This window comes from Nostoc sp. JL34, from assembly GCF_017114945.1.
Classification (GTDB): domain Bacteria; phylum Cyanobacteriota; class Cyanobacteriia; order Cyanobacteriales; family Nostocaceae; genus Nostoc.
This window is the reverse complement of sequence record NZ_JABXKQ010000052.1, coordinates 1-24,271: the sequence shown is the minus strand read 5'-3', so window position 1 is coordinate 24,271 and position 24,271 is coordinate 1. Positions and strand designations below refer to the sequence as shown.

Below are 24,271 nucleotides of genomic sequence, written 5' to 3'. Positions count from 1 at the left end.
ATAAAAAGCTACCCGTCGTCTTCTAAGGGGAACATTGCAAGCACTGAAAATGACCCTTCTCAACCCTAACAAGGATGGCTTTACTCTGACGTTCCCCTTCTTTATTAAATTTAACTACATCTCCTGATGTTTCTTCGGAGGAAAGTTCTATCATCGGCAGTCCTGCCAAAATACTTTGTCTCGAAGGGTTGAATGAGAGAGATTTAATAAAAGCTTTAGTAGCATCAAAACTAGTCGCTGTAGACCAACTAACACCTCCTTTCCAGTAATCTTCTGCTGATTTAGCAAACTTTTTGGATTGTGGTGCTTTCCTAAACCAAGGTACTGCTAGAATTAAGCCTTCAACAGCTTTATTACCTTCATTTAAGTTTTGTTGATTGTAGAGACTTTCACCACCTAATAACTTTAACCCTAAATTATTATTTGCATTTCTTTTCGCAATTTCGATCGCTCTGGAAGTATGATGTACATCTGGGAACAACATAACTGCCTGCACCTTTTGAGATGCACTTTCTTTAAGTTCTTGCTCGATATTCAGTGTTTGATCTGTCAAATCTATCTTGCGAAAAATCTGACCTTTAAACTTGTTTGTAAATTCCTCCCTCAAACTATTGCTATAAGCGCTTTTGGGATTATAAAAAATTACAACTTTATTTAAAGCTGAGTTTTGAGCATATTGCGCTAATTTTTCACCAGATGCAGCATCAGAAGGGATTGTCCTAAAGAAATTTCTTCCATTTAAGGAGTTGGCAGTGCTGGTAGAAGAGATAATAGGTATACCTGCTTGTTTGTATATAGGAAGAGCTGCTTGTGTGGCTTCGCTAGAATCGTGCCCGATTACTCCCAGTACAGATTTATCATTAACCAGTTGCTGTGCTACTTGTTCGGCTTTTTTGGGGTCGTTACTATCATTAGCAATAGCAATTTCTAATAATCGACCATTTGAGCCACCATTGGCATTAAATTGATTTTGTGCTTGTGCCACTCCCCGCAGAATTTCTTGAGTTGCGTCTTGTGAATTGTCTGCCGGTACAACCACAGCTAAAGTTAATAAATTACCCTTTTCACGAGCTTTAGCATTATTGTAGTAAATCAGTACTTCTGGATCTGGTTTGTTATTTCTATCCCTGACAGCATTTTGAAATAATGCAGCAGCTTGAGGGTAATTACCTTCTTTAAATGCCTCTATACCTTGGTCACGGGAAGTGTTGGGGATAGTGAAAAAGAAAGTGCGATCGCCACGACTAATGTTACTATGAATTGAAACACAACTACTATTAACTTTCTGCTGACCCCCAGAACAGGAAGGGAAAAATCGAGAAACCCCAATACCGCCACCCACAAGGGCAATAACTGCTGCAATTGTACCTAATATAACTCCCTGGCGAATAGGTGTTCTTGAGTAGTTTTTATGATCTTTCATCAATTGTTCCTCAACTTGTCTTAGGGGTGCTTCCTGTTTTACAAGTTCAGCTTTAATTTTTATAAGTTGTTGTTGTGCTGATTTTCTATCAGGTTCAGTTTCTAAAACTCCCTCAAACTGAATTTTTGCCTTGATTAACTCTCGTTGTTCTATCAAATTTTTCCCATAAGCTTCTCGTGCAAGTAAAAGCCCTTCTTTATTGTGCATAGGATTAACCTGATAAGCTCGCGTATAAAGTTCTAAGGTCTTCTCGAAGTTTCCAACCTTCAAGTAACTCTCAGCTAGAACAGATAGAGTACTGAAATGATTTGGATTAAGTTTAAATATTTCTTCATAATGGTCTATTACACCTTGATTTTTATTATTTTGAGACAGTTGCGTTATTTTTTCTAAAATATTATTAATTTCTTCTGTCTCAAATTCCTCCAGTTTATATATCTCTTGATTCAGTGGGTGACATCGAACTAACCAACGGCGAACTAATTCAATTTTTACTCGTCGCTCAGTATCATCTAAATAACCTTTTTGAGCTAGCTTTTTAGTAGCTTCAGTTAATAGTTCTGTCTGAATGACTCCATGTTTTTTTAGCAGCCTTAGCGGGTCTTCTGGAAAAGATTGTTTTTGCTCTATAGCTATTTTCTGAGCCTCTGCTACTGCTGAGAATACTACTTGCTCAGAAATAGACAGTCCATCCCAAAACCATGATAATCCACCTGTAGCGCTTTCAATTGTTTTGTCTACAATACCTTGAACATCAGAACTAGTAACTGTCAGTTTTTCTTCAATTTTAGCTTGTAAAAACAGATTAAAGCAGATAGCTTGGGTAAAATATGGATGCCCTGCCGATAGTTTGAAAATTGCTTTTATTGCATCTTCTTCATACTCCAACATCCCTTGTGCTGGTTTAATGATTAGTCGTTTCGCACTTATCTCATTAAGTAAACCAACTTCCTGGTATGGCGGACTTTTGAATAACTGATACAGATTCTGAAAATCATCCTTAAACCGTCCTACTACTGGAATAAGAAATAATTTTGTCTGTTGCTTTAAAAGCAATTGTAAATATATATAAAAACTATTACCCTGATTTAATATGCCATTATCGCTACTGACAATATCAAATTCATCTAGTAATAGCACTAGATTTTTATCACCTAATTTCTGATACACTTTTGTGAGAAATTTCTGAGAAAATATATCTAGATTGTTTTTTAATTCTTCATCTAAAGAAGAAAGTGTGATGATATCTGAATCTAGCCCTAACTTTTCGGTAATTTCTTCAGCTAAATCATGTAATATATTCCTTACAGAAGAATTACTGTGATTTTGCAAATCAAAGTAAACAAAGACAAACTTTTGTAGATTAATGTTGTGAGCAAACTGTTTGAGTACAGAGGACTTACCAATGCGTCGTTGACCATGCAATAAGAGAAATTTTATATCAGCATTAAGATTATCTTCAATAAAGGTGAACAAATCTTCGCGTCCGAAAAATTCTTCCGGTTTATCGATTTGTTTACCAAGAATGTAAGGATTTATCCCAGTATTTTTGTTCGTCATTTTTTTCTATAAACAGAGTTAATCGATCATGTTTATATTAATCCTTTGGGAAAGGCAGCTACTAATTTACCAAACCATTCAATAGTAGATAGCACCTCATTTCTATGCTGCCATATAGAGTTAATTTGACTGAGTTGTTTATGACTTATTAACTTAATAAATACTTTTTCTCTTTCTTGAATTAACGCATTATTAGTATTCCAAATTTCTTGAACTACCCATCGCTGCATCATTAAGGAAGCAAAAGAATATACTGTTTTTTCTTCATCTTCTTTGCGAATAATCACACCTTGTTCTTCCAGATTTGTTAATTCTCGTCCTCTTTGGGTAAATATTAAATCAATATTACCCAAATCAAAATTTCTCTTTTGATGCAGACGACCATTTAAATCAAACAAAGCTAGCAACATTAAAAGAGTCTGTTCTATTTCATTACACATATTCCAGGTAGTTTGAAAAATATGCCTGGTATCTGTTTCTAAGTTCTTGATAAATGCTTGAACATCAGAAACTTGATTAGCTTCTCTATCAGTTTTTAGCTGTACGTATAATAGAAAACCAGCTATTTGTAGCAGACGTGGATCTCTGCCAGCTATCTCTCTAATTGCTTCTCGTAATGCCAGTGTCATTGGCATTACGCCAAGTAATTGTTCAATTTCCTTGTCATTCAATGGCTTGAGTTGCTGAAACAGATAGTGGTTATACCAGGGGGAAGCGTTGGGATTGAGTTTTGGGCCAAGTTCACTTAGGCGTTTGAATGATGTTACAACCATTGAGAGATATTTACCGCCTGGAGAAGCAACAGCCAAACTACGGCACTCGCTCAAGAATTGTTGCATATTTGCTTCGGTGTATTCCTGATTTTCTTGCAAGGCTACATTGAAGTCATTGACTAGCAGCACCAAAAATTTGTGTTTTTTACCAAGCTTCTGCAATATCTTGTTGAGATTATCTTTGGTTGTTTGCCCTCGTTCCAAGAGTTTCTCAATTTCAGCTTCTAATGCAGGTTCACTCTCTAAATTATCTTTCATAACACTCAACACTTCTCGCCAAAAACTTGAGGGAGTGAAGGGATTGATATTCTCACAACTCAGAAGAGCAATTACAGCCTCTGATGGGTCTAATCCATGTTCTTCCCAAACTGCGGGTGAACCTAGTAACTCTAAGAAAGAGGATCTGCCCATTCCTGGGCCACCCCAAATAGCTAAGTGACCGTGCTGAGATATTTGAGCAAATGAAACTGCTATTTCGTATTTACGTCCTACAAAAAATTCTGGGGAAACTGGCTTTCCTACGACAAAGGGATTGTTTGACATAATGTTTTTCTAACCTGGGATAAATATTTTTAAGGGTCGCTTCTATCTACACATTCTTAATTCATCCAAGACTGATATACTTTACAATCACACTAAAATATCCAGCACATTTTTTGTTTACCAAAACCGAAGAAAACTTTTGATAAGTGCCTCTGTGCGGAGATATTTAATTATCAAATAGGAGATATTTTTTACATTAGTGTAATCATATTATTTGCTGTATGTATAAATTATATTTAATTTGTCTGTTTTTTATAAAAATTATGTAAAGACTATATTTTTTATCAGTATTTTCACATTGATATAATTTTTACGGCGATCGCTAACAGCAGATTAATTGCAGCAATTGCTGGTTTTCCTCATATACATAATTTATATAGTACAAATATACTGCTTTGCTGCTAAAATGCCTTACAAGTCAGCTAGCCTTGCTTGAGGTAGTATGAAAAAAATCCAAAACACGGACAAAAAGCCCATTTTGCTGAAAGTTTCGCTGTTGCAGATGTCGGCTGCAACTACTGCTATAGTGCCACTGCGACCCCAAGATGAAAAAATCATCAGTGAACGGGAACGCTTGATTATACAAGTCGAACGCATCAATCAGATGGCAGGAGAGTTAGAAGCAGCCATATTGGAGTTGAAAGCGATCGCCAACACACTGAATACTCAAAAACGTTACCCACTCTTGAAAAAGGAGCCATACAAAAATATTTGTCAGTATTTCGCAGTTAGCGTCCCTTGGGTGAAACGAAAGCCTGACGAATCATTTATTCTGACAACGCGAAGAGTTGATTTATTTCGAGCCGAAAGGGAAGCCGCACTGCTAGCACAGCAACTTCGTCAGCAAACCAAAAAAAGATTAGCATCGCAACGACACAGAAAAAACAAGAGTGGGGATTACACAAAACGCTTGTTCAAAAGGTATTAGTCAACAAATCTTAAAATTATCAACATTCAACGGCATTTCACCTCTGAGGTTGTAACAGTTATGCTGATTGAAGTGGCAGAAGGAACTTCCATCTTCAAAATTGCTGGATACCACCTGCCATTGCTAATTGCCACCAACTGGGGTGGCAATTAGGGAAAGCTGCCCTCATACTTGCACTTCTGTAAAACCAGAGTGCAACATCAGGGACAATCAATCAGCGAACAAAAGAGGTAAAAAGAAGGTGTTAAGGACACTTTTAGTAATTGCCATTGGTTTTTTACCGTCCCTGATTTCCCTGTGGGTGATCCGCAAAACCCATTTGCGATCGCGCTTACGGCTCAGACAAGCAGCCATGAATTTTCCAACGGTGCAGGGACGGCAAAATGTCAGACCAGTTGAGAGCGATCGCTATTATTTAGAAGGGGTGGGTTATCTGATTGGCGACATCAGCTGCAAATTTAATGCCCGATCTGGTTACATCCGCTGCGCTGTCAATCCCGACGGCCCATGTAACGGTTGCCGTCACTACGAACCGAAGGGATTACCTGGTAGTGAAAAAAGGGCTTAAGAGTCCTTACTTAGGACTCAACTAAACTGATAAAGTGACTTCATCGCACATTCCCAAATAGAACCAGGGAATGATAAAATCATTACTAATTATAATAATTTGTATTTACAAACACTTTGAATATTTCTCTTTGCATGGTGAAATAAGAATGATTTAATAGAATTCGTGCAAAAGTGTAAATCTGCGTCATTTTCTTTGCAGATTATGAACTTTACTATTAACTTTTGCCGAATATCTAATAACTACATGATTATCCAACGATGAACAACGCGATCGCTCGGACTTCAGCATTACTATCAACTTGCGCTTTACTACTAACAGGCTGTGGTGGTGGCACTAGCACTGTGACAAATTCTCCAACTAATAGTCCGAGTATTACCTCAAATAACACTTCAACCAATACCCCAGCGACAACGGGCACATCGTTGGGTGCTATTCCTATCGGTATTGCTGTTGCTCAAACTAGCAATGTGGCATTATTAGGTCAAGAGGAAGTGGCTGGAGCCAAACTTGCCGAGAAGTATTTCAATAGTAAAGGTGGTGTTAATGGCACACCAATTAAATTGGTGTTTCAAGATACTAGCGGTGATGAAGCAGGAGCTATTAACGCTTTTCAAACTTTAATTAACAAAGATAAAGTTGTTGGAATTGTCGGCCCAACTTTGTCACAGCAAGCCTTTAGTGCTGACCCCATTGGTGAACGGTCAAAAGTACCAATTCTTGGCCCATCGAATACTGCTAAAGGCATTCCCGAAATTGGTGATTACGTTGCTCGTGTTTCTGCACCAGTTTCCATCGTCGCACCTAATTCGGTGAAAGCTGCACTTAAGCAAAACCCTCAACTTAAAAAAGTCGCAGTTTTCTATGCTCAAAATGATGCATTTAGCAAGTCAGAAACAGAAATTTTTCAGCAAACAGTTAAGGATCAAGGGCTGGAATTAGTAACAGTACAAAAGTTCCAAACCAGTGATACCGATTTTACAAGCCAAGCTACCAATGCGATTAATCTCAAACCAGATTTGGCGATTATTTCTGGCTTGGCTACTGATGGTGGTAATTTAGTTAGGCAATTGCGGGAACTGGGTTATAAAGGCTTAATTGTCGGTGGAAATGGTCTAAATACATCGAATTTATTGCCAGTTTGTAAGGCCCTTTGTGATGGTGTGTTGATTGCTCAAGCCTACAGTCCAGAACATCCAGGTGAAATTAACGCCGCATTTCGTAAAGCCTATACTGAAGAATACAAAAAAGAACCGCCCCAATTTAGCGCTCAAGCTTTTACAGCAGTGCAGGTTTATGTCGAAGCACTCCAATCTTTAGATAAAAAGAGCAAAGTCAATAAATTACAGCTACCAGAATTGCGAACACAGTTAAACCAACAGATCCTGATTGGAGAATACAATACACCATTGGGTGTAATTGGTTTTACTCCTATAGGTGAAATCGTACAAAAAGATTTCTATGTAGCCCAAATCAAGATGGCAAAAGACGGGAGCCAAGGTAAATTCACATTTTTAAAATAGTTGCTACATGAATATCAATCTATTTTTGCAGCAATTATTAAATGGGTTATCCATCGGCAGTGTCTATGCAATTTTTGCCTTAGGATACACCTTGGTTTATTCCATTTTGGGCATCATTAATTTAGCTCATGGCGCGATTTTTACCTTGGGTGCATATTTCACTTATGCACTCATGGGTGGTAACTTTGGATTTAATGGCTTGTTAGCAAATGCAGCCTTGCCAATAAAGTTACCATTTGCTTTAGCCTTGATTTTAGGAAGTACCTTGGCGGGATTGGTAGGGATAGTGATGGAACGTGTTGCTTTTCAACCTCTGCGGCGTCAAGGATCTGATCCCTTACTGACTGTTGTTTCCAGCTTGGGGGTAGCAGTGGTAATTGTGAATTTAATTCAGTATTTAGTAGGCGCGGAAAGTTACACATACCCGGCAAACACTTACGGAAATTTGCCACCTGCGATTAATTTTGGTAGTCCAGAAAACCCAATTCCGATTCGCAGTGTTCAAGTGGTAATTTTTACTGTATCAGTGGTGATTGTGGCAATACTTACCTATTTTATTAATCGGACTAAATACGGTAAGGCAATGCAGGCGATCGCAGAAGATCCAACTACAGCTAGTTTGTTAGGAATTAATAGCGATCGCTTTATCATCCTAACATTCTTCATCAGCAGTTTTTTAGCAGGATTAGCCGGAACTTTAGTCGCCTCTAGTGTTAGTATTGCAGGGCCATATTTCGGCATTGCTTTTGGTTTGCGGGGTTTAGCAGTAATTGTCTTAGGTGGTTTAGGTAGTATTCCCGGTGCAGTGTTGGGAGGTTTGTTAATTGGATTAGTAGAAGCGTTTGTCCCTGCGGAATTCTCTGGATATAAAGACGCAGTAGCCTTTGGAATTTTGTTTATCATGCTATTAGTTAGACCCCAAGGTTTGCTAGGACGGCGGTTTATTCAGAAAGTTTAAAGAGACGTTGCACTATGAAAACATACACCAAATAAAAATTAAATTTTGAGCAATTTTTGGAACAGTGTCCACAGTCAGGTTTATATGAACTTGTGGATGGAAAATTAAAAGGTGATAAAAGCGATAGTTTGATTAAGTTTAATCAAAATGGATTAAAATGGCTGATTTTTTCGCTACTTATGGTTCTTTAATCGTCTCTATGATCTTGGGGGCGCTACTAGGGTTATCACTTTACTTACCGCTAATGACAGGGCAATTGTCTTTAGCTAGTCCAGGATTTTATGCTTTAGGTGGATATATTGCAGCAATTCTCTCCACAAAAGTTTTGATATCTAGCAGTAGTTTGTTTCCTATTCCATTGTTGTTATTGGAGATGCTAATCGCTGGATTAATTTCTGGTTTATTGGGTGTAGTAGTGGGAATCCCAGCGCTCAGATTACGAGGAATTTATTTAGCGATCGCAACTATCGCTTTTGTGGAAGTTCTGCGCGTTATCTCGCTCAATCTAGATATTACAGGGGGTGCTGTGGGAATTTTCGGCATTCCTCAACCTTTCCAAACACAAATCGAATATTTATGGATTGCCCTCCCCTTACTATTAATTAGTATGGTGCTGCTTTATCGTTTAGAACGTATCCGCGTCGGAAGGGCTTTTATCGCTATTCGCGAAGATGAATTAGCTGCGGGTGCAATGGGAATTAATCCCACTTATTACAAAGTTTTGGCATTTACACTAGGGGCTATGCTTGCAGGGGTTGTAGGGGCAATTAGCGCTCACTTCCTTAATACCTGGAATGCTCGTCAAGGTACTTTTGATGCCAGTATTATATATCTAACTTTTGTTTTAATTGGTGGTTCGAGAACTTTTTTAGGTTCGGTAGTCGGAGGTATGGTATTTACAGCCTTACCAGAGATTCTGCGAAGCCTCGCTGATACTGGTGGTTTACCTAATTGGTTAGCACAATTTTTGCGAGATGGTCGATTAATTATTTTTGGCTTCCTAATAGTAATAGGGACAATCTTTTTTCCTCAAGGGCTAATTACTCCAGATATTTTTAAAAGACGTAAAATTCACAAGTGAACTATTCTTTATGAGGTAGGAGTAACCCACCTAATAATTCTTCTTTCTCAACTGTGTTTTATACTCAAAACTAAAGTTTTCATTCATAATTATTTCCTCCTGCCTTCTCTTATAATAATATGCAAAAATGTCACATAGTATTCCAGTAGCTAACAGCAGTATTATCTTAGAAGCAAGAGCATTGACTCGTCGCTTTGGTGGTCTAGTGGCGGTAAATAATGTATCTTTTAGTGTGAATAAACATGAGATTTTTGGATTGATTGGCCCAAATGGGGCTGGTAAAACAACACTGTTTAATTTGATTACTGCCTTCATTCCACCTTCTAGCGGTCAATTAATTTATCAAGGGGCAGCAATTTCCCAACTGCGTCCTCATCAAATTGCTGCTTTAGGTATCGCCCGTACCTTCCAAAATATCCGCTTGTTTGGAGAATTATCGGCGTTAGAAAATGTGATTATTGCCCGACATTTACACACTAAAAGTAATATGATTACGGGAGTTTTGGGATTACCACCAGCGCCTAATGAAGAATTGAAAACTAAGCAAAAAGCTTTAGATTTATTGGATTTGGTGGGATTGAGCGATCGCGCTGACGAAAAAGCCAAAAACTTTGCCTATGGCGATCAGCGGCGGCTGGAAATTGCCCGCGCTTTAGCTTTACAACCGCAAATCTTACTTCTCGATGAACCAGCAGCGGGGATGAACCCCAACGAAAAGCAACAACTGAGTGAATTTATCCGTAGTCTGCGAGAACAATTTAATTTAACAATTGTCCTAATTGAACATCACGTACCATTAGTAATGGGTTTGTGCGATCGCATTGCTGTGTTAGATTTTGGTCAACTGATTGCTTTAGGTGAACCATCTATAGTCAGAAATAACCCGGCTGTAATTGAAGCTTATTTGGGAAATGAATGAAAAATTCCATCCCCTTGTGGGTGGAGTTTTTGGGAATCGGGAAGAATTACAATGCCTCAAGGGTTGGGGCGGCTATCCCTCTCCAGTCACAAGGAGATAGAGTTTTTCGCCGCTTTCTATCAATGGAAGTGGAAGTGAATAATCCTGCACTTCCCCATCCTCAATTTCTCTAATCAGGGCAATGAAAATCGCCTGCGCCTAAGAGGATGTTTGAACAATCCTCTTATCAGTAGCAAAATCTTCTAGATCCCCCTAAATTCCCCTTAAAAAGGGGAGATTTGATTCCGGTTCCCTCTTTGAAAAGAGGCGTTAGGGGGGATCAATAAGTGCCTAAAATCACAGCTAACCACTTTTCAAACAGCCTTTAAGGATATGGTAGTGGTGTTTGCTCATCACCAATTATATGCTGAGAGGATAGTCAATAGCTAACTATCAAGTTGCTCATCTGCACTTTATGCTAGACATCAAATTCACTGATTTGAGTAAAACTTCTACATAAACACACACTGATGCGGTTTGATTTGCTTGAATAGCTATATTGATAGGACATTGATCCGACGGCAATTCACAATTCCTGATTATGGCAAGTAAATTCATTGATGTTAGGGAATATACTGTCAGGGCGCACAAAAGACAGATTCATACTCGTGTTTTCCAGTTTGTCTGTAAAGAGTGTAACGATCTGACAAAGCGCGAGACTTTCGGCCCTCGACCCTTATATTGTGAGAGATGTCGCCCTCCCCAACCGCCTAAGAAATCCCAGCCAACATCTCACAAAACAAAACCCAGAGCAATGTCTTACAAAAGTGACATCGATTTAAATTGATTGACGCCTTATGACTCAAAATGGACAATTAGAACCACCTCCGGGCACCTTTCTCTCCCCACTGTTGGAATTACGAGACTATTATGCTCGTCTTACAGAAGAGTATGAACGCCTCTTTGTGCAGGCGCGATCGCAGCTCGATCATGTAGAAGCGTTGTTATCTAACTGGTCTTTTTCTGATACCAACAAGCAGATATCAAGACTGACGGCAGCTGATGAAACCTCAAATCTTTCCCAAGAAAGCTCTCTGCGGTTTTTATCACCACTTGATGATATGGACGAAATCAACTTGGTGGAGTCTGTACAGTCAGAACGAAAAGACTCAGATCACGTTGAGATGGATAATTTCTTTTCTGCTGCTGTTGATACAAAAGAAAGTCAACCTACAACTACATCACCAGATCCAAAGATCGCCCTAGAAAACAATGATAGTTCAACGAAGGTGGCAGAAATTCCGATGCTACCTCAATATCAGCACACTATCTCGCGAATGGAAGCCATAAAACAGCTATTGCAAGAGCAGATAGGTACTGTTTGTCATATTGATTTTATCGTGCGATCGCTTTATGGAGAGTTGGATTCCAATGTATTCAGAGTAGTTAAAGGTAGGGTTCAATCTTCCCTTACCCAAGGCAGAGAAAGGAATTATTGGGTAACTATTCCCGATGAGCCAGGTTGTTATACTCTGGATTTAAGTTTGGTAGCCCCAAATAATCGCAATGGTGCTTCTAGGAGTATCAAAAGCAAAAATAAGAAGCCTTTCGTACCCCCGACAAAAACAGTACCGATGCTCAAAGCCTTTGAGGGTCAATTTTTAATTGATGCCCTCACCTCTCTGTTGGAAGAAAATCCAGGTAAAGTTTTCAGCGTCGCTGAAGTCATCGCCGGAATTTATGGAGAATTAGATTCTCAGCAAATTAGAGAGATCAAAAATAAGGTGCTGAATGAATTATCTAGAGGCTATCGGACAGGCAGATTCTCTAGGGTTCCTAACCAAATCGGCTTCTATACTTGGGACTCCAATCTGATATTGAAGGGTAGTTCTCGTTAAATTGGGGATTGGGGAGTAGGGAGTGGGGGATTACATTATTTTCTTCTCTTGCCTCCCCTGCCTCCCCTGCCTCTTCCCCACTCCCCACCTATCCCAAAAACAGCTTGTATGCGGGATTCTTGTTTTCATCCCAATAGCGATAGCCCAGGCGATCGAGAAAAGCTTGCCACTCTTCCATCTCGTGGGGGGGAACTTGGATGCCGACAACGATTCGCCCGTAGTCTGCGCCGTTGTTGCGGTAGTGAAAAAGACTAATATTCCAGTCAGGACTCATGGAAGTAACAAACTTCATCAATGCGCCAGGACGTTCGGGAAACTCAAAACGGTAGAGTAATTCATTGTCAGCTAGAGGAGAGTGTCCACCCACCATGTGCCGCAGATGTAATTTAGTTAGTTCGTCGTCCGTTAAATCAAGGGTTTTAAATCTATGAGCTTCAAAGGTTTCTACCATCTTTGCAGCATCAGCACGGTTTTGAATTTGCACTCCTACAAAAATATGGGCTGTTTTTTCATCGGCAATGCGATAATTAAACTCGGTAAGATTCCGGTTGCCAATACATTCACAAAAATGACGAATACTTCCCCGTTCTTCAGGAATTGTGACTGCAAAGATTGCTTCGCGGCGTTCGCCTAACTCTGCACGTTCTGCCACAAAGCGGAGGCGATCAAAGTTCATGTTTGCACCACAGGCGACAGCAATTAAGGTTTGTCCCTCGATTTGTTCTCGTTCTGCGTAGGCTTTGGCAGCTGCGATCGCCAATGCACCTGCTGGTTCTAAAATGGATCGCGTATCTTCAAACACGTCTTTAATCGCAGCACAAGTATCGTCTGTACCCACCAGAATGATTTCATCTACATACTGCTGACATAAACGGAAGGTTTCTTCACCTACTTCCCGCACCGCCACACCATCAGCAAATAATCCCACTTGGGACAAGCGCACTCGATGTCCGGCTTTGAGCGATTGAGACATCGCATCAGCATCTACTGGTTCAACACCAATAATTTTGATTTCGGGACGCAACCGTTTCACATAAGCCCCAATCCCAGAAATTAATCCACCCCCGCCAATTGCGACAAAAATCGCATGGATGGGTTGCTGATATTGCCGTAAAATTTCCATCCCGATTGTTCCCTGTCCAGCAATTACATGAGGATCGTCAAAGGGATGAATAAAGGTCAATCCTTTTTCTACTTCTAATTCACGGGCATAACTATAAGCATCGTCGTAGGTGTTTCCATGTAACACGACTGCTCCGCCCCTCATTCTCACCGCGTCCACCTTAACTTGGGGTGTGGTTACTGGCATCACGATAATCGCTTTGGTTCCCAAGCGATTGGCTGCAAGGGCGACTCCCTGAGCATGATTTCCCGCAGACGCAGCGATTACACCTAGTGCCAATATATCTGGTGGCAGTTGCACCATTTTGTTATAAGCACCCCGCAGTTTAAAGGAAAATACTGACTGCATATCCTCACGTTTTAGCAGAAGTTGATTATTCAGCCGCGCAGACAAATTTGGGGCATACTCCAGTGGTGTTTCCTGGGCAACATCATACACACGGGCAGTCAGAATTTGGATGAGGTAGTCGCAAAACATGGGCGTCAAGCTGTTAGCAAATGCTGGATGGAGATTAATTTTACGTTACAAGCGATCGCACTGGTTTTATTTAATTGCACTCTCTCGAAATTTTGAGTGAATAAAATTTAAAAATTACTAATATTCTTTGAAGATAAATAAGTTCAGTGATTGAAATTTTTTGGTGAGTTCAAATTTCATGCGATCGCTCGGAGATTAATTTTAAAGGAGTTTTGCCAACTCTCCGAGTATTTAGATCAACAATTAAGTTAAGTATACTGTTGCTTATGAACATAACTTTTCAATTTATGTTAAAATATGCATAGAAGATTAAATTCGGCTGTATAGTTTGTTTTTATATATACTTGTATTACAGACCTCTCCGGATCTAAATCTCTACACCCTCTGATTCTGGAGACATTCTATGTCAATTTACGTCGGTAACCTATCTTATGAGGTTAAAGAAGATGACCTCCGGCAAGTCTTTGCAGAATACGGAACTGTAAAAAATGTTCAATTGCCTATCGACCGAGAAACAGGTCGGGTGAGAGGTTTTGGGTTTGTAGAAATGGAATCAGACGCTGAAGAAACAGCAGCAATTGAGGCCCTTGATAATGCTGAGTGGATGGGTCGGAGCTTAAAAGTTAATAAAGCGAAGCCTAAGACAGATGGAGGTTCCTCTGGTGGTAGACGAGGAAACTATAGTGGTGGTGGCGGTGGTGGCTCTCGCCGCTATTAAGGTCTAAACGAAAACCAAGAATTTAATTCTAAGGTCTTGAAGGCAGACAAGGCGTCTGCCTTTTTTATGTTTCAGTTAACTAGAGTACATGATTAGGGCTGACGCAAAGATCCGGGAACGCAGAGAGTTTTTTTGATAAGCAATTATACAGACATGATATTAGAGTAAAAAAGTAAAATTAGACTGACTAGGTATTAAATCGGTTCCGAGTAATGAGTGCTGAGTGGGAAGATTCGTAAGTACTACTTCTTACTCAGCACTCATATCAAGTCCGGCTAATCACTTATCACCAAAATCTCTTTGCGTCAGCCTAAACGATAAGTCTTGAAGCGCAAATGATATCACTACTCCATTGCGTTCTTAGTTCAATCTCCCGTTTCGCTGTCTTGGTGACTCAGAAATATTGAACACTGTCTAAGAGGTTGTTTGAAAAGTTGTAAAGTATACTCAAAACCCGCTTCCATTCCTCTCCCCGAAAGGTCATGAGGCTTTGAAACCCCCATTCCCTTGTAGAGAAGGGAATGGGGGGTTAGGTTTTCGAGAACTAAGCTAATTTAGTAGAAATATAGTATTACCCAAATGACTGTAGGCGAAAGTGAAGAGATTGAATCAACCTGACGTCGATTTCAGCCAGAAGTATCCAAAACGGGGATTTTTCCAGATATTAGGAAGCACCGTCACTGTGAAACGCCTCAGCAAAAGCTCAAACGCAAAGCAATTGCCAAGCACAAACAGCATCAGAGAAGTTTTCGCAATTGATTATAACTGTCTTTTATGAAGCCATGCCATCATTTTTGTAATAGGTGTAGCAACCATGAACCCTGAAGCTAAACATATTGTTAGCGAACTAAGGCGTGAGTTCTACTCTAACTTTGCTGCTGCTATGAATATGCCGGTGATGATAACTGGTACATCTTATAGTAGTAATTCTCCGATCGCATCTTGGATGGATCATAGAGATAGACTGAACTATATAAATGTATACGCTTATACAGCACCTGATGAGTTTGTCCCATTCCGCCCATTTATTCTTCGACTGGGTATTAACAAGAGTGCTGGTAGAGTGGCGGTGTTAAGAAAAGGACAAGTATGCCGAGGTCTTAATTTGGTGTGGGATTTCCAGTTAACTGTACTACCAAAAGAAATTTTAGACTTTCTTCCCTGGATAGTTAACTTAGTTGAAACCCATGACAAAAATCCCTCCTTATTACTACAATCACCACCTCATTTATTTGAATTAGAAGTACCAGAGGTTGGGTTATTTGATAACGCATGGACTCAGAAAGCTTGGCTCCTGGCAAATTCGACAATATCCTAATGGTTGGTGTACCCGCAAAGCTAGGTGGAAAACCCAGCCAAACACTAAGGTTGAAGCAACGGTGGTAAAGAAAGGAAACGCGATGCCTGGGTTGGGCTGCGCCTACGCAATCATGTGCAATCGGCTGATTAGAATAGCGATCGCGTTTATCCATGCTATTCGCACCGAATATTCAACCGTGAAAACGACATCATCAAGAATTTCCACAAACTGGCTGATGAAAGCGAGATTTTTTGAGCTACCTAAAGTTCTTGACGTGTGGGACGGATGATCATTTCATTCACATCAACATCACCAGGCTGCTCAATAGCGTATGCGATCGCCCGGGCAATAGCGTCTGCATCAATGGCGATCGCATAAAGTTGATTAATTCCCGCTGCTGTGTCCTTATCAGTAATCGTGGTAGTCAACTCAGTGGCAACGGCTCCTGGTGAAATATTAGTCGAACGAATTTCACCGTTTGACTCTAGTCGCAGCCCTTCAGAGATGGCTCGCACTGCGTACTTAGTAGCACAATAGACTGCTGACCCAGCAAACACCTTATGTCCGGCCACTGAGGATAGGTTAATCACATGACCAGACTTTTGCTGACGCATAATCGGCAACACGGCAGCAATTCCATAGAGAACGCCCTTGATGTTGACATCGATCATCTGATCCCACTCCTCTACCTTTAGTTGGTCGAGGGGAGAGAGCGGCATCAAGCCGGCATTATTGATTAGCACATCGATCCGTCCGTATGTATTCAAAGTCTCCTTCGCCAAGACTTCCATTTGGGCACGATCTGCCACATCTGTGACTTGGTAGGTTGCAGTCCCTCCTGATTTAGCGATCGCTGCAACCAGTTCTTTCAGCCGATCTTCACGGCGGGCAGCCAGCATCAGTTTAGCTCCACTAGCAGCAAGTCGCTTTGCAGTCGCCTCACCTAACCCACTGCTGGCTCCGGTGACGATTACTACTTTGTTTTGAATCTCAGACATATTGATTCCTATGGGTTATTGAGTATAGGTGATGAAACATTGGGTGCTGTTTACAGCTATTTTCAGGTAAATAGACCACGCGGTAGGGGCACAGCATTGCTGTGCCCTTACGACAGATGTGGTTCAAATACATAAAAACTGCTGTAAGTTGAACTCAGCATTATTCAACCATATCAACTAGCTTGTAGCTGGATTAAAGTTTTTGTGTCGGCAGCCTCACTAATCTGAACTGCTATCATCACACCATTTTAGCTCTGTGCCGTTCAAACTTCAGTTGATGCGATCGTGTGAGCGTAGGTTACCGGGTTGGGTAAAAATAATCAGGCAGTAACTATAGTAATCTTATAGAAATGCGGGGTCTAAATAGATGAAAACTGCTGTAATTACAGGGTTTTTCAAGTAATTGAACTACACCATTCCCCGCCTCAGTTGTGAGCTAAATACCTGAAAATTACTGTAATAAAGCGATCGCATGGTGGCGGATATGATCTTCAATAAAACTAGCGATGAAATAATAACTGTGGTCATAGCCTGCTTGGTAACGCAAGTTTAGCGGCTGGCTAACATCTGCACAAGCTTTCTCAAACACCTCTGGCAGTAATTGTTCAGCTAAAAATTTATCAGCAGTTCCTTGGTCAATGAGAATTGGACTGTGATATCCTACTTGCTTGACTAAGTCACTAGCATCATAAGCACGCCAACTTTCTTGATTGCTGCCAAGATAACCACTGAAAGCTTTTTGACCCCAAGGACAACGCATAGGTGCAGTGATCGGTGCAAAGGCTGATACTGATTTATAGAGTTCTGGGTTTCTCATTGCACAGATTAGCGCCCCATGTCCTCCCATTGAATGACCGAAAATACCTTGTTTTTCCGATTGAGCGGGGAAGTTTGCAGTAATTAAAGCAGGTAATTCTTGGACAATATAACTATACATTTGGTAGTGCTGATGCCACGGTTCTTCTGTAGCATCAACATAAAAGCCTGCACCAGTGCCAAAGTCCCAGTCATCATCCTCACCTGCAATGCCAGTATTACGCGGACTAGTATCTGGTGTAACCAGCATCAAACCGTACTCAGCTGCAAAACGCTGCACACCCCCCGCCTTCACCATAAAATTCTCTTCTGTGCTACTTAACCCAGAGAGGAAATAGAGAATTGGCACAGGTTTTTGAGTTGCTTGTGGTGGTTGATAGACAGCAAAGCGCATTTCACCGTTACAGGTGGAGGAGTAATGACTGTAAAAGCCGAGTTTGCCACCAAAGCTTTGATATTCTGAAATGAGGTTGAGGTTAGGCATTGGTTATGTTCTCTTTCCTGAGCGGCTGCCGGAGAATGATTATTTTAGCCTAAATTAATATTATGCAGATAGCTACAGTACTATAGTAATCCTATTATCAATCAACCCTGCGACTAGGTAACTTAGTCCCGCACCTTTTACAAAACCCAGCATCTACATCATGGAAAGTCAAACCACAACCTGAACAAACTATTTCTACCTGATTAGCAGTTTTCACCACTTGCTTAATTAAATCTCCCACTTGCCAAGGAATCAACGCAATTCCGGTAAAAATCATTAGTACTGTTAGCAAGCGCCCTAATTCAGAAATTGGAATAACATCGCCAAATCCTACAGTTGTCATTGTGACAACAGAGAAATAAAAAGCATCCAGAAATGTACCGTAATTTTGAGGATTAACTGGATGCTCAACTTGATAAATTAAGCCAGAGTAAATAAAAACAATTGCAAATAATGTAAATAATATTCGCGCAAAAATCATCCCATCTTCGGTGCTAATACTGGCGAATAAAAACTTCCTATCTATAAATCTAATTAATCGTAAAATCCGAAACCATCGGAGTAGGCGGATAAAGCTAATATCCACTATTCCTATAAAAAATGGCAAAATCGCCATTAAGTCAATAATCGAATAAAAGCTAAAAATATACTTAATTTTGTCTTCTGCACTCCACAGACGAAGTGAATATTCCACCGCGAAGATAATGACGATCGCAGTATCAGCTACATGTAACTGAAACCGCATATAATCAGGAATAGTATATGTTTCTGCCACAAAAATTCCTGATGATATTAGCACCAAAGAGGCAAGTGTTAAATTAATCGCTTTACCTATTGGTGTTTCTAGGTCTTCTAAGTAAAATTCTGTTTCTTGTCTGCTCAATAACATATTCGACCATTAATACATCTTAATTCCCAGTTATAACATTAGAAATACGATATTATTAATTATTATCCTTATGGTAACTCCAGCTTATATGAACCCAGAATATTTTATGCGTTTAGCATTGGCAGAAGCAAAAGAAGGTGATGCGCCTTACGGTGCCGTAATTGTTAAAGATAAAGAAGTCGTTGCCGTAGCTCATAATACTGTTAGGAGAGACAACGATCCATCAGCCCATGCAGAAATCAACGTTATTCGTAGTTTAACAGCTAAACTGAAAAACCCCTCTTTAGAAGGTTATAGCATATATACAACTGGCGAACCTTGTCCGATGTGTGCAACTGCTTGTGTTTGGAGTGGTTTATCGGAAATTGTATATGGTGCTTCAATTCAAGATTTAATTTCGGTAAACCAATCACAAATTAGTATATCTTGTGAAGAGGTAATCGCTAAGTCATTTAGGAACATCAAAGTTACAAAAGACGTTTTAAAAAATGAGTGTTTGGAGCTATTTAAATAAGCTAACAAAAAACTTATTTTTAGAAGTAGTCCTACGAGCGTCTGTAGGAACATCATTACAAATTACTTAACTTGGCTCATTCAAATAGGTTAAATATGTATTTGCCCAAATCGCAGCTTGAGTGCGATCGCGTAAATTCAACCTGTTTAAAATATTCGTAACATGATTTTTTACTGTCCCCTCAGAAATGTAGAGTTCCTGAGCAATTTCTCGGTTACTAGCGCCTGTAGCAATTAACCGCAAAACCTCTTTTTCTCTAGGAGTAAGTTCAGCTAAACTAGATGGTACAGGCGGTGATTGGGTTAGTGTACTATTAGAAAACTGAGTCAACAGTTTTTTAACTATACCTGGGCCTAATTGAGTGTATCCTTTATGAACGGCACGAATAGCAACAGCTAATTCTTCTGAGGGTGTATCTTTCAATAAATAACCCATTGCCCCATTTTTTAAAGCTGCTGACACATATTCATCATCATCAAAAGTCGTCAGGACTAAAATTTTAGTTTTGACAAAACGTTTTTGAATTTCTCGCGTGGCTGCAACTCCATCCATAATCGGCATTCTAATATCTAGCAATATTACATCTGGCTGAAATTCTGCAACCAAATTAATCGCCTCTTCACCGTTTTCTGCTTCTCCGACTATCTCCAAATCTGATTCTAGTTCCAATAACGCTCTTAATCCTTGGCGAATTAAACTTTGGTCATCTACCAGCAAGACTTTAATCATTATGTCAACCTTGTTAAGGGAATATTAACTGTAATTTTGCAACCAGAACCAAGAGCGCTATTAATATTCAACTCACCTCCAAGTGCTAAAGTGCGATCGCGCATACTCTGAAGTCCAAAACCAGTAGTATTTTGCCTTAAATCAAAACCTCTACCATTATCCTGAATTATCAATCGTAAATTTCCTTTTGTGGTAGTGAGTTCCAATTTAACCTCGGTTGCATCTGCATATTTAGATATATTAGTCAAAGATTCTTGAGTAATGCGATAAATAGCGGTATTGATTTCAGGTGGCAGAGAATATTCCAGGTTAATTTGACAAATTGGTAAAATGCTATTTGAACGATGAAAATTTTCTAAAAGACTAGCGATCGCCCGTTCTAAAGACTGCTCTTGTAAGGGATTATAACGCATAGTAGAAACAGATTGGCGGACATCTTTTAGCGCCTTTGAACCCAATTCCTTCGCGGTTGCTAGAAATGTTTCAGCCTTACCTGGGTTAGATTGCCAAAGTTTTAAAGCAGTTTCTAATTGTAGATTTAAAGCAGTTAGAGAGTGTCCTAATGAATCATGAATTTCACGAGCAATGCGGTTACGTTCTTCCAAGGTAGCTTGATTTTCAATTTGCATGGCATATTGACGGAGTTTTTCGTTAGCGATCGCTAGCTTTTCTCGACTATGCCGTTCAGATAATACTGCATTCATCATCAATAATACAAAAACTAAACTTAAGCCAAATACCAGCGACGAATTCAAAATCAGGAATCGATATCGTTCTTGTGCTTGTGGTGATGCTTGAAAATTGAATAATTGGTATTTTAATTGTGTAGTGACTAAAAACAAGGTAAATGATAAAGTTGTGACAAATACACGCCCAGGCAACTGAAAAATTAGACAACTGCGAGTAACTAAGATTATGTATAAAAAGGGGAAAAGTCGAGCAAATCTTTCACCAAAAAGCCCAGTTATTAAAATCAATAAAATTTCAATAATTGTATATATTATTTTATTTTTATGGTTCTTAGTAGGTAATCTTAAGCCCATTAACGCAAAAATAATCAGGCTATAAATTGATAGTTCGGGCAATATGTTACAAACTGACAAGTCTGGAAATACACCACAAATCGATAGTTCTGGAGGCTTGGGGCGAAATCGCCGTAACGGAGGAGGTATAACTGCTGTCAATGCAGTAATCGCCAGTAGTGTCCACTCCAGATAAAGCAGAGATGGAAAAGGATGTTTCTTGATTTGGATTGGACTAATCATTAGTCACGTTGCTCCAGTTATAAGTTATGAGATATGAGTTATGAATTAGAAGTTAGAAGTTAGTAGCTCTGAAGATTTTAGCAGTATATTTTGCCACTTAAAATTTTTACTAAATGAGGAATTAAGAGTAAGTGCAAGGGATAAAAGCGTTAGTTACTAAGCTAAACAATGACTGATAAACTCATCATAATCAAAATATTCCTAACTCTTAACTCCTAACTCTTAACTATTTATTGTCAATCATGTTTGTCAAAATTTAATCATGACTAAAGTCATGGGTATAATCATGACTTTCTCCTCATGTAACTGCTGAAGATAAGTTCTTATGATGGTGGCATCCAACCAGGAAAAACCCACCAGATAAGTAATGAAACTCAAAGTATTATCGCTAGTTGCTGGAGCGATCGCCTTAACTTTAACTGCAACCTCCTTTGCTGTTCATGCCCAAACAGCCTCTCTTTCACCTGTGTTACTTGCACAAACTCCACAAAAAGAAAGGGGCCCTTGGAAAGAGTTGAATCTAACAGATGCCCAAAAAAGCCAAATTCAGGCAATTCGCCGCGATAGCCGCACCAAATTTGATGCAGTTTTGACCCCAGAACAAAAGGCAAAGTTAGAGGCGGCGAAACAAGCACGTCAGGCTGAACGGCAAGCACGTAAGGCTCAGGGGCAAACAGGTCAAGGTCAACGGCAACCAGGTCAACATCATGGCGGTCGAAAAGGTAATTTTGCTGACTTAAATCTGACAGAAGCCCAGAAAACCCAAATGCGACAAATCCGCGAGTCTGAAAAACAACAGATTCAAGCAGTCTTCACCCCGGAACAACGGCAAAAATTAGAGCAATTCCGTCAAAATGCTCCTTCACGCCGTCAACAAGGCAATCCCCAATAATCATCTTTCAAAAAATAGTTAATAATTCTGGGGTGGGCAGTACCGCCCATCTCATCCCAAGATAGATTATGATGCAATCCTTTGCCGCTTCCTCAAATCCCGCTCCTTCCCTGCAACAGGTTTTAGATTTACTTGACCGCATTGCTGAAGCACAGGGGCGAGATGTTCCCCAAATTGTGGAAATAGAGAAATTGCGTTTCCTCCCGACTGGCACTTTCGGCAGAACTTGGGCAGACTTCCTCAATGAAAACAATTTAAAACCTTTCACTACAGGTAGCCGCCGTAAACAACTCCATGACGGGGTTCATGTCCTCACAGGTTATGGCACAGACTTCATTGGTGAAGCAGAAGTACAGGCATTTTTATTAGGAACTAAATTTAGCATAACTAACTTGATGCTGGGGTTAGGACTGTTGCGAATTATCTATAAAAATCTAAATTCTCGACAACAATTTACCTGGGACAGACTTTGGCAAGCATACCAACGCGGTTGTCACTCCTACCTTGACCCAGATACTTGGCAACCAGAATTACTCTGGCACTTACCCTTGACTAATGTCCAGACATTGTTTTCCATGATTAAAAATTAATAGACTTCTTGCAGAAGATGGGGAAAGGGGAAAAACTTCATCCCCTTTCCCTTTCCCTATTTAGTAGACTTTCAAGATAGTTATGAGTTATGAGTTAATTCAAAACTCCTAGCTTGATTAAGATGTCCAAAGAATTCGCAATTGGTAGTAAAGTCCGTGTTGTGGCACTACCAGCCTACGTGAAAACTGCTGAACCCATGCCCATGTTGCGCCCTCCCAATGTAATTCACATTGGCGAAGAAGGTATAGTCCTTGACCGTAGACCCGGTGGATATTGGGGTATTCGCTTTGCCAAGGGAGCCTTTCTCCTAGATAGTCAATACATCGAAAGTACAGATACCTCTCCCGAATCTCACTCTAAGTGAGATTTGCAGCAACCAAGAATTGTAAACTTGTGTAAAGTTGTGATTCTGGTTTGCACCATGATTTTCCGCCGCACTTTTTTAAGCATATTATTTGCCAGCTGTATTTCTGTCATCAGCTGGCTGAATTTTACCCCTGTTGCTGATGCTCTTGGTGGTAAACTTCCTGCAATTAATCAACCCGCACCAGAGTTTACTTTGCCAACCAACACAGGCGATGGCAAAATATCTCTCTCTGACTTGCGCGGTAAATGGCTAGTCCTGTACTTTTATCCCAAAGACTTCACCTCTGGTTGTACTATAGAGGCTCGTCGTTTTCAGCAAGACTTACCCCAATACCTCGAAAAAAACGCTCAGATTATTGGCGTCAGTGCTGATGATATTGATTCTCACGCCAAATTTTGTGATTCAGAGGGACTAAAATTCCCCCTGTTGGCTGACACTGATGGTTCAGTGAGTAAAGCTTACGGTTCGTGGATCGGCTTTTTATCTATGCGCCACAGTTTTATCATCGATCCTCAGGGCGTTTTGCGCGAGACTTTTGTCAAAGTCAACCCAACCATTCACAGTTCAGAAGTGCTAGCACGACTAGAAAAATTACAGTCAGCTACTTCTTAGACCTAAATTAACAAGACTTAGGGCTTAAGCCCCAAGCCTTGTGCCACAGTCTACCTTACATCAGTGCCTCGGCTGAAAGTCCCTCGGCAAGCGACTGAAGAGGGCTTACACTGTATGCTTGGCATCAGTGTGGGAGTATGTCAGTCAATCGAAATCTGCTGAGGGCCAGTGGCTTTGCCGTTATGTGCGTCTGTTGTGTTGGTGGTGTAACTATTTGAGCGGATCTGTTTATCTAGCCAGCCTTTAACGGGATCATCTGCAAGATTGAGCCGAAGCACACCAGAGAAGAACCCACCCACAAATGAGACTGGATGCTGAGTAAATTCTCTGAATATAGGTGACA

At 40.2% G+C, this 24,271-nt stretch carries 25 protein-coding genes and 2 pseudogenes; 17 read left to right on the top strand and 10 right to left on the bottom strand.

Annotated elements, in window-relative coordinates; translation table 11 throughout:
- Nucleotides 1–22: 22 nt before the first annotated feature.
- Nucleotides 23–2,983: an ABC transporter substrate-binding protein gene (locus HWQ44_RS10665; RefSeq protein WP_292718296.1), complete on the bottom strand. Its 2,961-nt coding sequence runs from the start codon at nucleotides 2,981–2,983 to the stop codon at nucleotides 23–25.
- Nucleotides 2,984–3,015: 32 nt separating this feature from the next.
- Entirely contained in the window at nucleotides 3,016–4,299 is a 1,284-nt protein-coding gene (locus HWQ44_RS10660) for an ATP-binding protein (RefSeq protein WP_292718294.1), read from the bottom strand.
- A 442-nt stretch (nucleotides 4,300–4,741) separates the two neighbouring features.
- On the opposite strand from HWQ44_RS10660, the gene HWQ44_RS10655 reads away from it, so the two are divergent.
- From HWQ44_RS10655 to HWQ44_RS10615, 9 genes are all read left to right on the top strand, one after another.
- The gene (locus HWQ44_RS10655; RefSeq protein WP_292718293.1) at nucleotides 4,742–5,227 is read left to right on the top strand and encodes a hypothetical protein; all 486 of its coding nucleotides are present in this window, start codon (nucleotides 4,742–4,744) and stop codon (nucleotides 5,225–5,227) included.
- 241 nt (nucleotides 5,228–5,468) lie between these two features.
- On the top strand, nucleotides 5,469–5,795 hold the full coding sequence (locus HWQ44_RS10650) for a DUF6464 family protein (RefSeq protein WP_292718292.1): 327 nt from the start codon (nucleotides 5,469–5,471) through the stop codon (nucleotides 5,793–5,795).
- A gap of 260 nt (nucleotides 5,796–6,055) precedes the next feature.
- Nucleotides 6,056–7,318 carry an ABC transporter substrate-binding protein gene (locus tag HWQ44_RS10645; RefSeq protein WP_292718290.1) on the top strand — a complete coding sequence of 421 codons (1,263 nt, stop codon included), beginning with the start codon at nucleotides 6,056–6,058 and terminating at the stop codon, nucleotides 7,316–7,318.
- A 7-nt stretch (nucleotides 7,319–7,325) separates the two neighbouring features.
- Nucleotides 7,326–8,276 carry a branched-chain amino acid ABC transporter permease gene (locus HWQ44_RS10640; protein WP_292718288.1) on the top strand — a complete coding sequence of 317 codons (951 nt, stop codon included), beginning with the start codon at nucleotides 7,326–7,328 and terminating at the stop codon, nucleotides 8,274–8,276.
- A gap of 157 nt (nucleotides 8,277–8,433) precedes the next feature.
- Complete coding sequence (locus tag HWQ44_RS10635; protein ID WP_292718286.1) at nucleotides 8,434–9,357, top strand: branched-chain amino acid ABC transporter permease; 924 nt, start codon at nucleotides 8,434–8,436, stop codon at nucleotides 9,355–9,357.
- Nucleotides 9,358–9,484: 127 nt separating this feature from the next.
- Entirely contained in the window at nucleotides 9,485–10,276 is a 792-nt protein-coding gene (locus HWQ44_RS10630; protein WP_292718284.1) for an ABC transporter ATP-binding protein, read from the top strand.
- A complete protein-coding gene (locus tag HWQ44_RS10625; protein ID WP_292718282.1) occupies nucleotides 10,273–10,449 on the top strand; it encodes a hypothetical protein in 177 nt (58 codons plus the stop codon). The genes HWQ44_RS10630 and HWQ44_RS10625 overlap by 4 nt, the downstream gene beginning before the upstream one ends.
- Before the next feature lie 407 nt (nucleotides 10,450–10,856).
- Nucleotides 10,857–11,102 (top strand): hypothetical protein, encoded by a 246-nt coding sequence (locus HWQ44_RS10620; protein ID WP_292718280.1) that lies wholly within the window; start codon nucleotides 10,857–10,859, stop codon nucleotides 11,100–11,102.
- Nucleotides 11,103–11,112: 10 nt separating this feature from the next.
- Nucleotides 11,113–12,153 (top strand): hypothetical protein, encoded by a 1,041-nt coding sequence (locus HWQ44_RS10615; RefSeq protein ID WP_292718278.1) that lies wholly within the window; start codon nucleotides 11,113–11,115, stop codon nucleotides 12,151–12,153.
- A gap of 88 nt (nucleotides 12,154–12,241) precedes the next feature.
- On the opposite strand, the gene ilvA is transcribed toward HWQ44_RS10615, so the two are convergent.
- The gene (ilvA, locus tag HWQ44_RS10610) at nucleotides 12,242–13,753 is read right to left on the bottom strand and encodes a threonine ammonia-lyase, biosynthetic (protein WP_292718276.1); all 1,512 of its coding nucleotides are present in this window, start codon (nucleotides 13,751–13,753) and stop codon (nucleotides 12,242–12,244) included.
- A gap of 403 nt (nucleotides 13,754–14,156) precedes the next feature.
- Here ilvA and HWQ44_RS10605 point away from each other — a divergent pair, with 403 nt between their 5' ends.
- The 3 genes and pseudogenes from HWQ44_RS10605 (at nucleotide 14,157) to HWQ44_RS10595 (ending at nucleotide 15,789) form a co-directional block, all read left to right on the top strand.
- Complete coding sequence (locus HWQ44_RS10605) at nucleotides 14,157–14,471, top strand: RNA-binding protein (RefSeq protein ID WP_292718275.1); 315 nt, start codon at nucleotides 14,157–14,159, stop codon at nucleotides 14,469–14,471.
- A gap of 570 nt (nucleotides 14,472–15,041) precedes the next feature.
- Nucleotides 15,042–15,230 (top strand): annotated as a pseudogene (rpsU, locus tag HWQ44_RS10600) (30S ribosomal protein S21).
- Between the two features lie 55 nt (nucleotides 15,231–15,285).
- Complete coding sequence (locus HWQ44_RS10595; protein WP_292718273.1) at nucleotides 15,286–15,789, top strand: hypothetical protein; 504 nt, start codon at nucleotides 15,286–15,288, stop codon at nucleotides 15,787–15,789.
- A gap of 102 nt (nucleotides 15,790–15,891) precedes the next feature.
- On the opposite strand, the pseudogene HWQ44_RS10590 reads toward HWQ44_RS10595, so the two are convergent.
- The 4 genes and pseudogenes from HWQ44_RS10590 to HWQ44_RS10575 all read right to left on the bottom strand — a co-directional run.
- Nucleotides 15,892–16,017: pseudogene (locus tag HWQ44_RS10590) on the bottom strand (oleate hydratase); the annotation flags it as partial.
- Between the two features lie 14 nt (nucleotides 16,018–16,031).
- Nucleotides 16,032–16,769: an SDR family oxidoreductase gene (locus tag HWQ44_RS10585; RefSeq protein ID WP_292718272.1), complete on the bottom strand. Its 738-nt coding sequence runs from the start codon at nucleotides 16,767–16,769 to the stop codon at nucleotides 16,032–16,034.
- Between the two features lie 451 nt (nucleotides 16,770–17,220).
- A complete protein-coding gene (gene fghA, locus HWQ44_RS10580) occupies nucleotides 17,221–18,069 on the bottom strand; it encodes an S-formylglutathione hydrolase (RefSeq protein WP_292718270.1) in 849 nt (282 codons plus the stop codon).
- 97 nt (nucleotides 18,070–18,166) lie between these two features.
- Nucleotides 18,167–18,958, bottom strand: a complete 792-nt coding sequence (locus HWQ44_RS10575) for an ion transporter (RefSeq protein ID WP_292718268.1) — start codon at nucleotides 18,956–18,958, stop codon at nucleotides 18,167–18,169.
- A gap of 88 nt (nucleotides 18,959–19,046) precedes the next feature.
- On the opposite strand from HWQ44_RS10575, the gene HWQ44_RS10570 reads away from it, so the two are divergent.
- Nucleotides 19,047–19,472, top strand: coding sequence for a nucleoside deaminase (locus HWQ44_RS10570; protein WP_292718331.1), 426 nt, complete (start codon nucleotides 19,047–19,049; stop codon nucleotides 19,470–19,472).
- A 66-nt stretch (nucleotides 19,473–19,538) separates the two neighbouring features.
- On the opposite strand, the gene HWQ44_RS10565 is transcribed toward HWQ44_RS10570, so the two are convergent.
- Both HWQ44_RS10565 and HWQ44_RS10560 read right to left on the bottom strand, forming a co-directional pair.
- Nucleotides 19,539–20,201 carry a response regulator transcription factor gene (locus HWQ44_RS10565; protein WP_292718266.1) on the bottom strand — a complete coding sequence of 221 codons (663 nt, stop codon included), beginning with the start codon at nucleotides 20,199–20,201 and terminating at the stop codon, nucleotides 19,539–19,541.
- Nucleotides 20,201–21,466 carry a sensor histidine kinase gene (locus HWQ44_RS10560; RefSeq protein ID WP_292718264.1) on the bottom strand — a complete coding sequence of 422 codons (1,266 nt, stop codon included), beginning with the start codon at nucleotides 21,464–21,466 and terminating at the stop codon, nucleotides 20,201–20,203. Before HWQ44_RS10560 ends, HWQ44_RS10565 begins: the two co-directional genes overlap by 1 nt.
- Before the next feature lie 367 nt (nucleotides 21,467–21,833).
- On the opposite strand from HWQ44_RS10560, the gene HWQ44_RS10555 reads away from it, so the two are divergent.
- The 4 genes from HWQ44_RS10555 to HWQ44_RS10540 all read left to right on the top strand — a co-directional run bounded on the left by HWQ44_RS10555 (nucleotide 21,834) and on the right by HWQ44_RS10540 (nucleotide 23,928).
- Nucleotides 21,834–22,358, top strand: coding sequence for a P pilus assembly/Cpx signaling pathway, periplasmic inhibitor/zinc-resistance associated protein (locus HWQ44_RS10555; RefSeq protein WP_292718262.1), 525 nt, complete (start codon nucleotides 21,834–21,836; stop codon nucleotides 22,356–22,358).
- Between the two features lie 68 nt (nucleotides 22,359–22,426).
- The gene (locus tag HWQ44_RS10550; RefSeq protein WP_292718260.1) at nucleotides 22,427–22,948 is read left to right on the top strand and encodes a Coq4 family protein; all 522 of its coding nucleotides are present in this window, start codon (nucleotides 22,427–22,429) and stop codon (nucleotides 22,946–22,948) included.
- Between the two features lie 122 nt (nucleotides 22,949–23,070).
- Nucleotides 23,071–23,313: a regulatory protein SipA gene (gene sipA / locus HWQ44_RS10545; protein WP_292718258.1), complete on the top strand. Its 243-nt coding sequence runs from the start codon at nucleotides 23,071–23,073 to the stop codon at nucleotides 23,311–23,313.
- Between the two features lie 57 nt (nucleotides 23,314–23,370).
- On the top strand, nucleotides 23,371–23,928 hold the full coding sequence (locus HWQ44_RS10540; RefSeq protein ID WP_292718256.1) for a peroxiredoxin: 558 nt from the start codon (nucleotides 23,371–23,373) through the stop codon (nucleotides 23,926–23,928).
- A gap of 140 nt (nucleotides 23,929–24,068) precedes the next feature.
- Here HWQ44_RS10540 and HWQ44_RS10535 read toward each other — a convergent pair.
- Nucleotides 24,069–24,271 (bottom strand): hypothetical protein (locus HWQ44_RS10535; RefSeq protein ID WP_292718255.1); only part of this gene is annotated, 203 nt, incomplete at its 5' end.

Excerpts from the sequence above, each read along its gene's own strand:
- HWQ44_RS10665 (WP_292718296.1), bottom strand. The coding sequence starts at position 2,983 with ATGACGAACAAAAATACTGGGATAAATCCTTACATTCTTGGTAAACAA.
- HWQ44_RS10660 (WP_292718294.1), bottom strand. The coding sequence starts at position 4,299 with ATGTCAAACAATCCCTTTGTCGTAGGAAAGCCAGTTTCCCCAGAATTT.
- HWQ44_RS10655 (WP_292718293.1), top strand. The coding sequence starts at position 4,742 with ATGAAAAAAATCCAAAACACGGACAAAAAGCCCATTTTGCTGAAAGTT.
- HWQ44_RS10645 (WP_292718290.1), top strand. The coding sequence starts at position 6,056 with ATGAACAACGCGATCGCTCGGACTTCAGCATTACTATCAACTTGCGCT.
- HWQ44_RS10640 (WP_292718288.1), top strand. The coding sequence starts at position 7,326 with ATGAATATCAATCTATTTTTGCAGCAATTATTAAATGGGTTATCCATC.
- HWQ44_RS10635 (WP_292718286.1), top strand. The coding sequence starts at position 8,434 with ATGGCTGATTTTTTCGCTACTTATGGTTCTTTAATCGTCTCTATGATC.
- HWQ44_RS10630 (WP_292718284.1), top strand. The coding sequence starts at position 9,485 with ATGTCACATAGTATTCCAGTAGCTAACAGCAGTATTATCTTAGAAGCA.
- HWQ44_RS10625 (WP_292718282.1), top strand. The coding sequence starts at position 10,273 with ATGAAAAATTCCATCCCCTTGTGGGTGGAGTTTTTGGGAATCGGGAAG.
- HWQ44_RS10620 (WP_292718280.1), top strand. The coding sequence starts at position 10,857 with ATGGCAAGTAAATTCATTGATGTTAGGGAATATACTGTCAGGGCGCAC.
- HWQ44_RS10615 (WP_292718278.1), top strand. The coding sequence starts at position 11,113 with ATGACTCAAAATGGACAATTAGAACCACCTCCGGGCACCTTTCTCTCC.
- ilvA (WP_292718276.1), bottom strand. The coding sequence starts at position 13,753 with ATGTTTTGCGACTACCTCATCCAAATTCTGACTGCCCGTGTGTATGAT.
- HWQ44_RS10605 (WP_292718275.1), top strand. The coding sequence starts at position 14,157 with ATGTCAATTTACGTCGGTAACCTATCTTATGAGGTTAAAGAAGATGAC.
- HWQ44_RS10595 (WP_292718273.1), top strand. The coding sequence starts at position 15,286 with ATGAACCCTGAAGCTAAACATATTGTTAGCGAACTAAGGCGTGAGTTC.
- HWQ44_RS10585 (WP_292718272.1), bottom strand. The coding sequence starts at position 16,769 with ATGTCTGAGATTCAAAACAAAGTAGTAATCGTCACCGGAGCCAGCAGT.
- fghA (WP_292718270.1), bottom strand. The coding sequence starts at position 18,069 with ATGCCTAACCTCAACCTCATTTCAGAATATCAAAGCTTTGGTGGCAAA.
- HWQ44_RS10575 (WP_292718268.1), bottom strand. The coding sequence starts at position 18,958 with ATGTTATTGAGCAGACAAGAAACAGAATTTTACTTAGAAGACCTAGAA.
- HWQ44_RS10570 (WP_292718331.1), top strand. The coding sequence starts at position 19,047 with ATGAACCCAGAATATTTTATGCGTTTAGCATTGGCAGAAGCAAAAGAA.
- HWQ44_RS10565 (WP_292718266.1), bottom strand. The coding sequence starts at position 20,201 with ATGATTAAAGTCTTGCTGGTAGATGACCAAAGTTTAATTCGCCAAGGA.
- HWQ44_RS10560 (WP_292718264.1), bottom strand. The coding sequence starts at position 21,466 with ATGATTAGTCCAATCCAAATCAAGAAACATCCTTTTCCATCTCTGCTT.
- HWQ44_RS10555 (WP_292718262.1), top strand. The coding sequence starts at position 21,834 with ATGAAACTCAAAGTATTATCGCTAGTTGCTGGAGCGATCGCCTTAACT.
- HWQ44_RS10550 (WP_292718260.1), top strand. The coding sequence starts at position 22,427 with ATGATGCAATCCTTTGCCGCTTCCTCAAATCCCGCTCCTTCCCTGCAA.
- sipA (WP_292718258.1), top strand. The coding sequence starts at position 23,071 with ATGTCCAAAGAATTCGCAATTGGTAGTAAAGTCCGTGTTGTGGCACTA.
- HWQ44_RS10540 (WP_292718256.1), top strand. The coding sequence starts at position 23,371 with ATGATTTTCCGCCGCACTTTTTTAAGCATATTATTTGCCAGCTGTATT.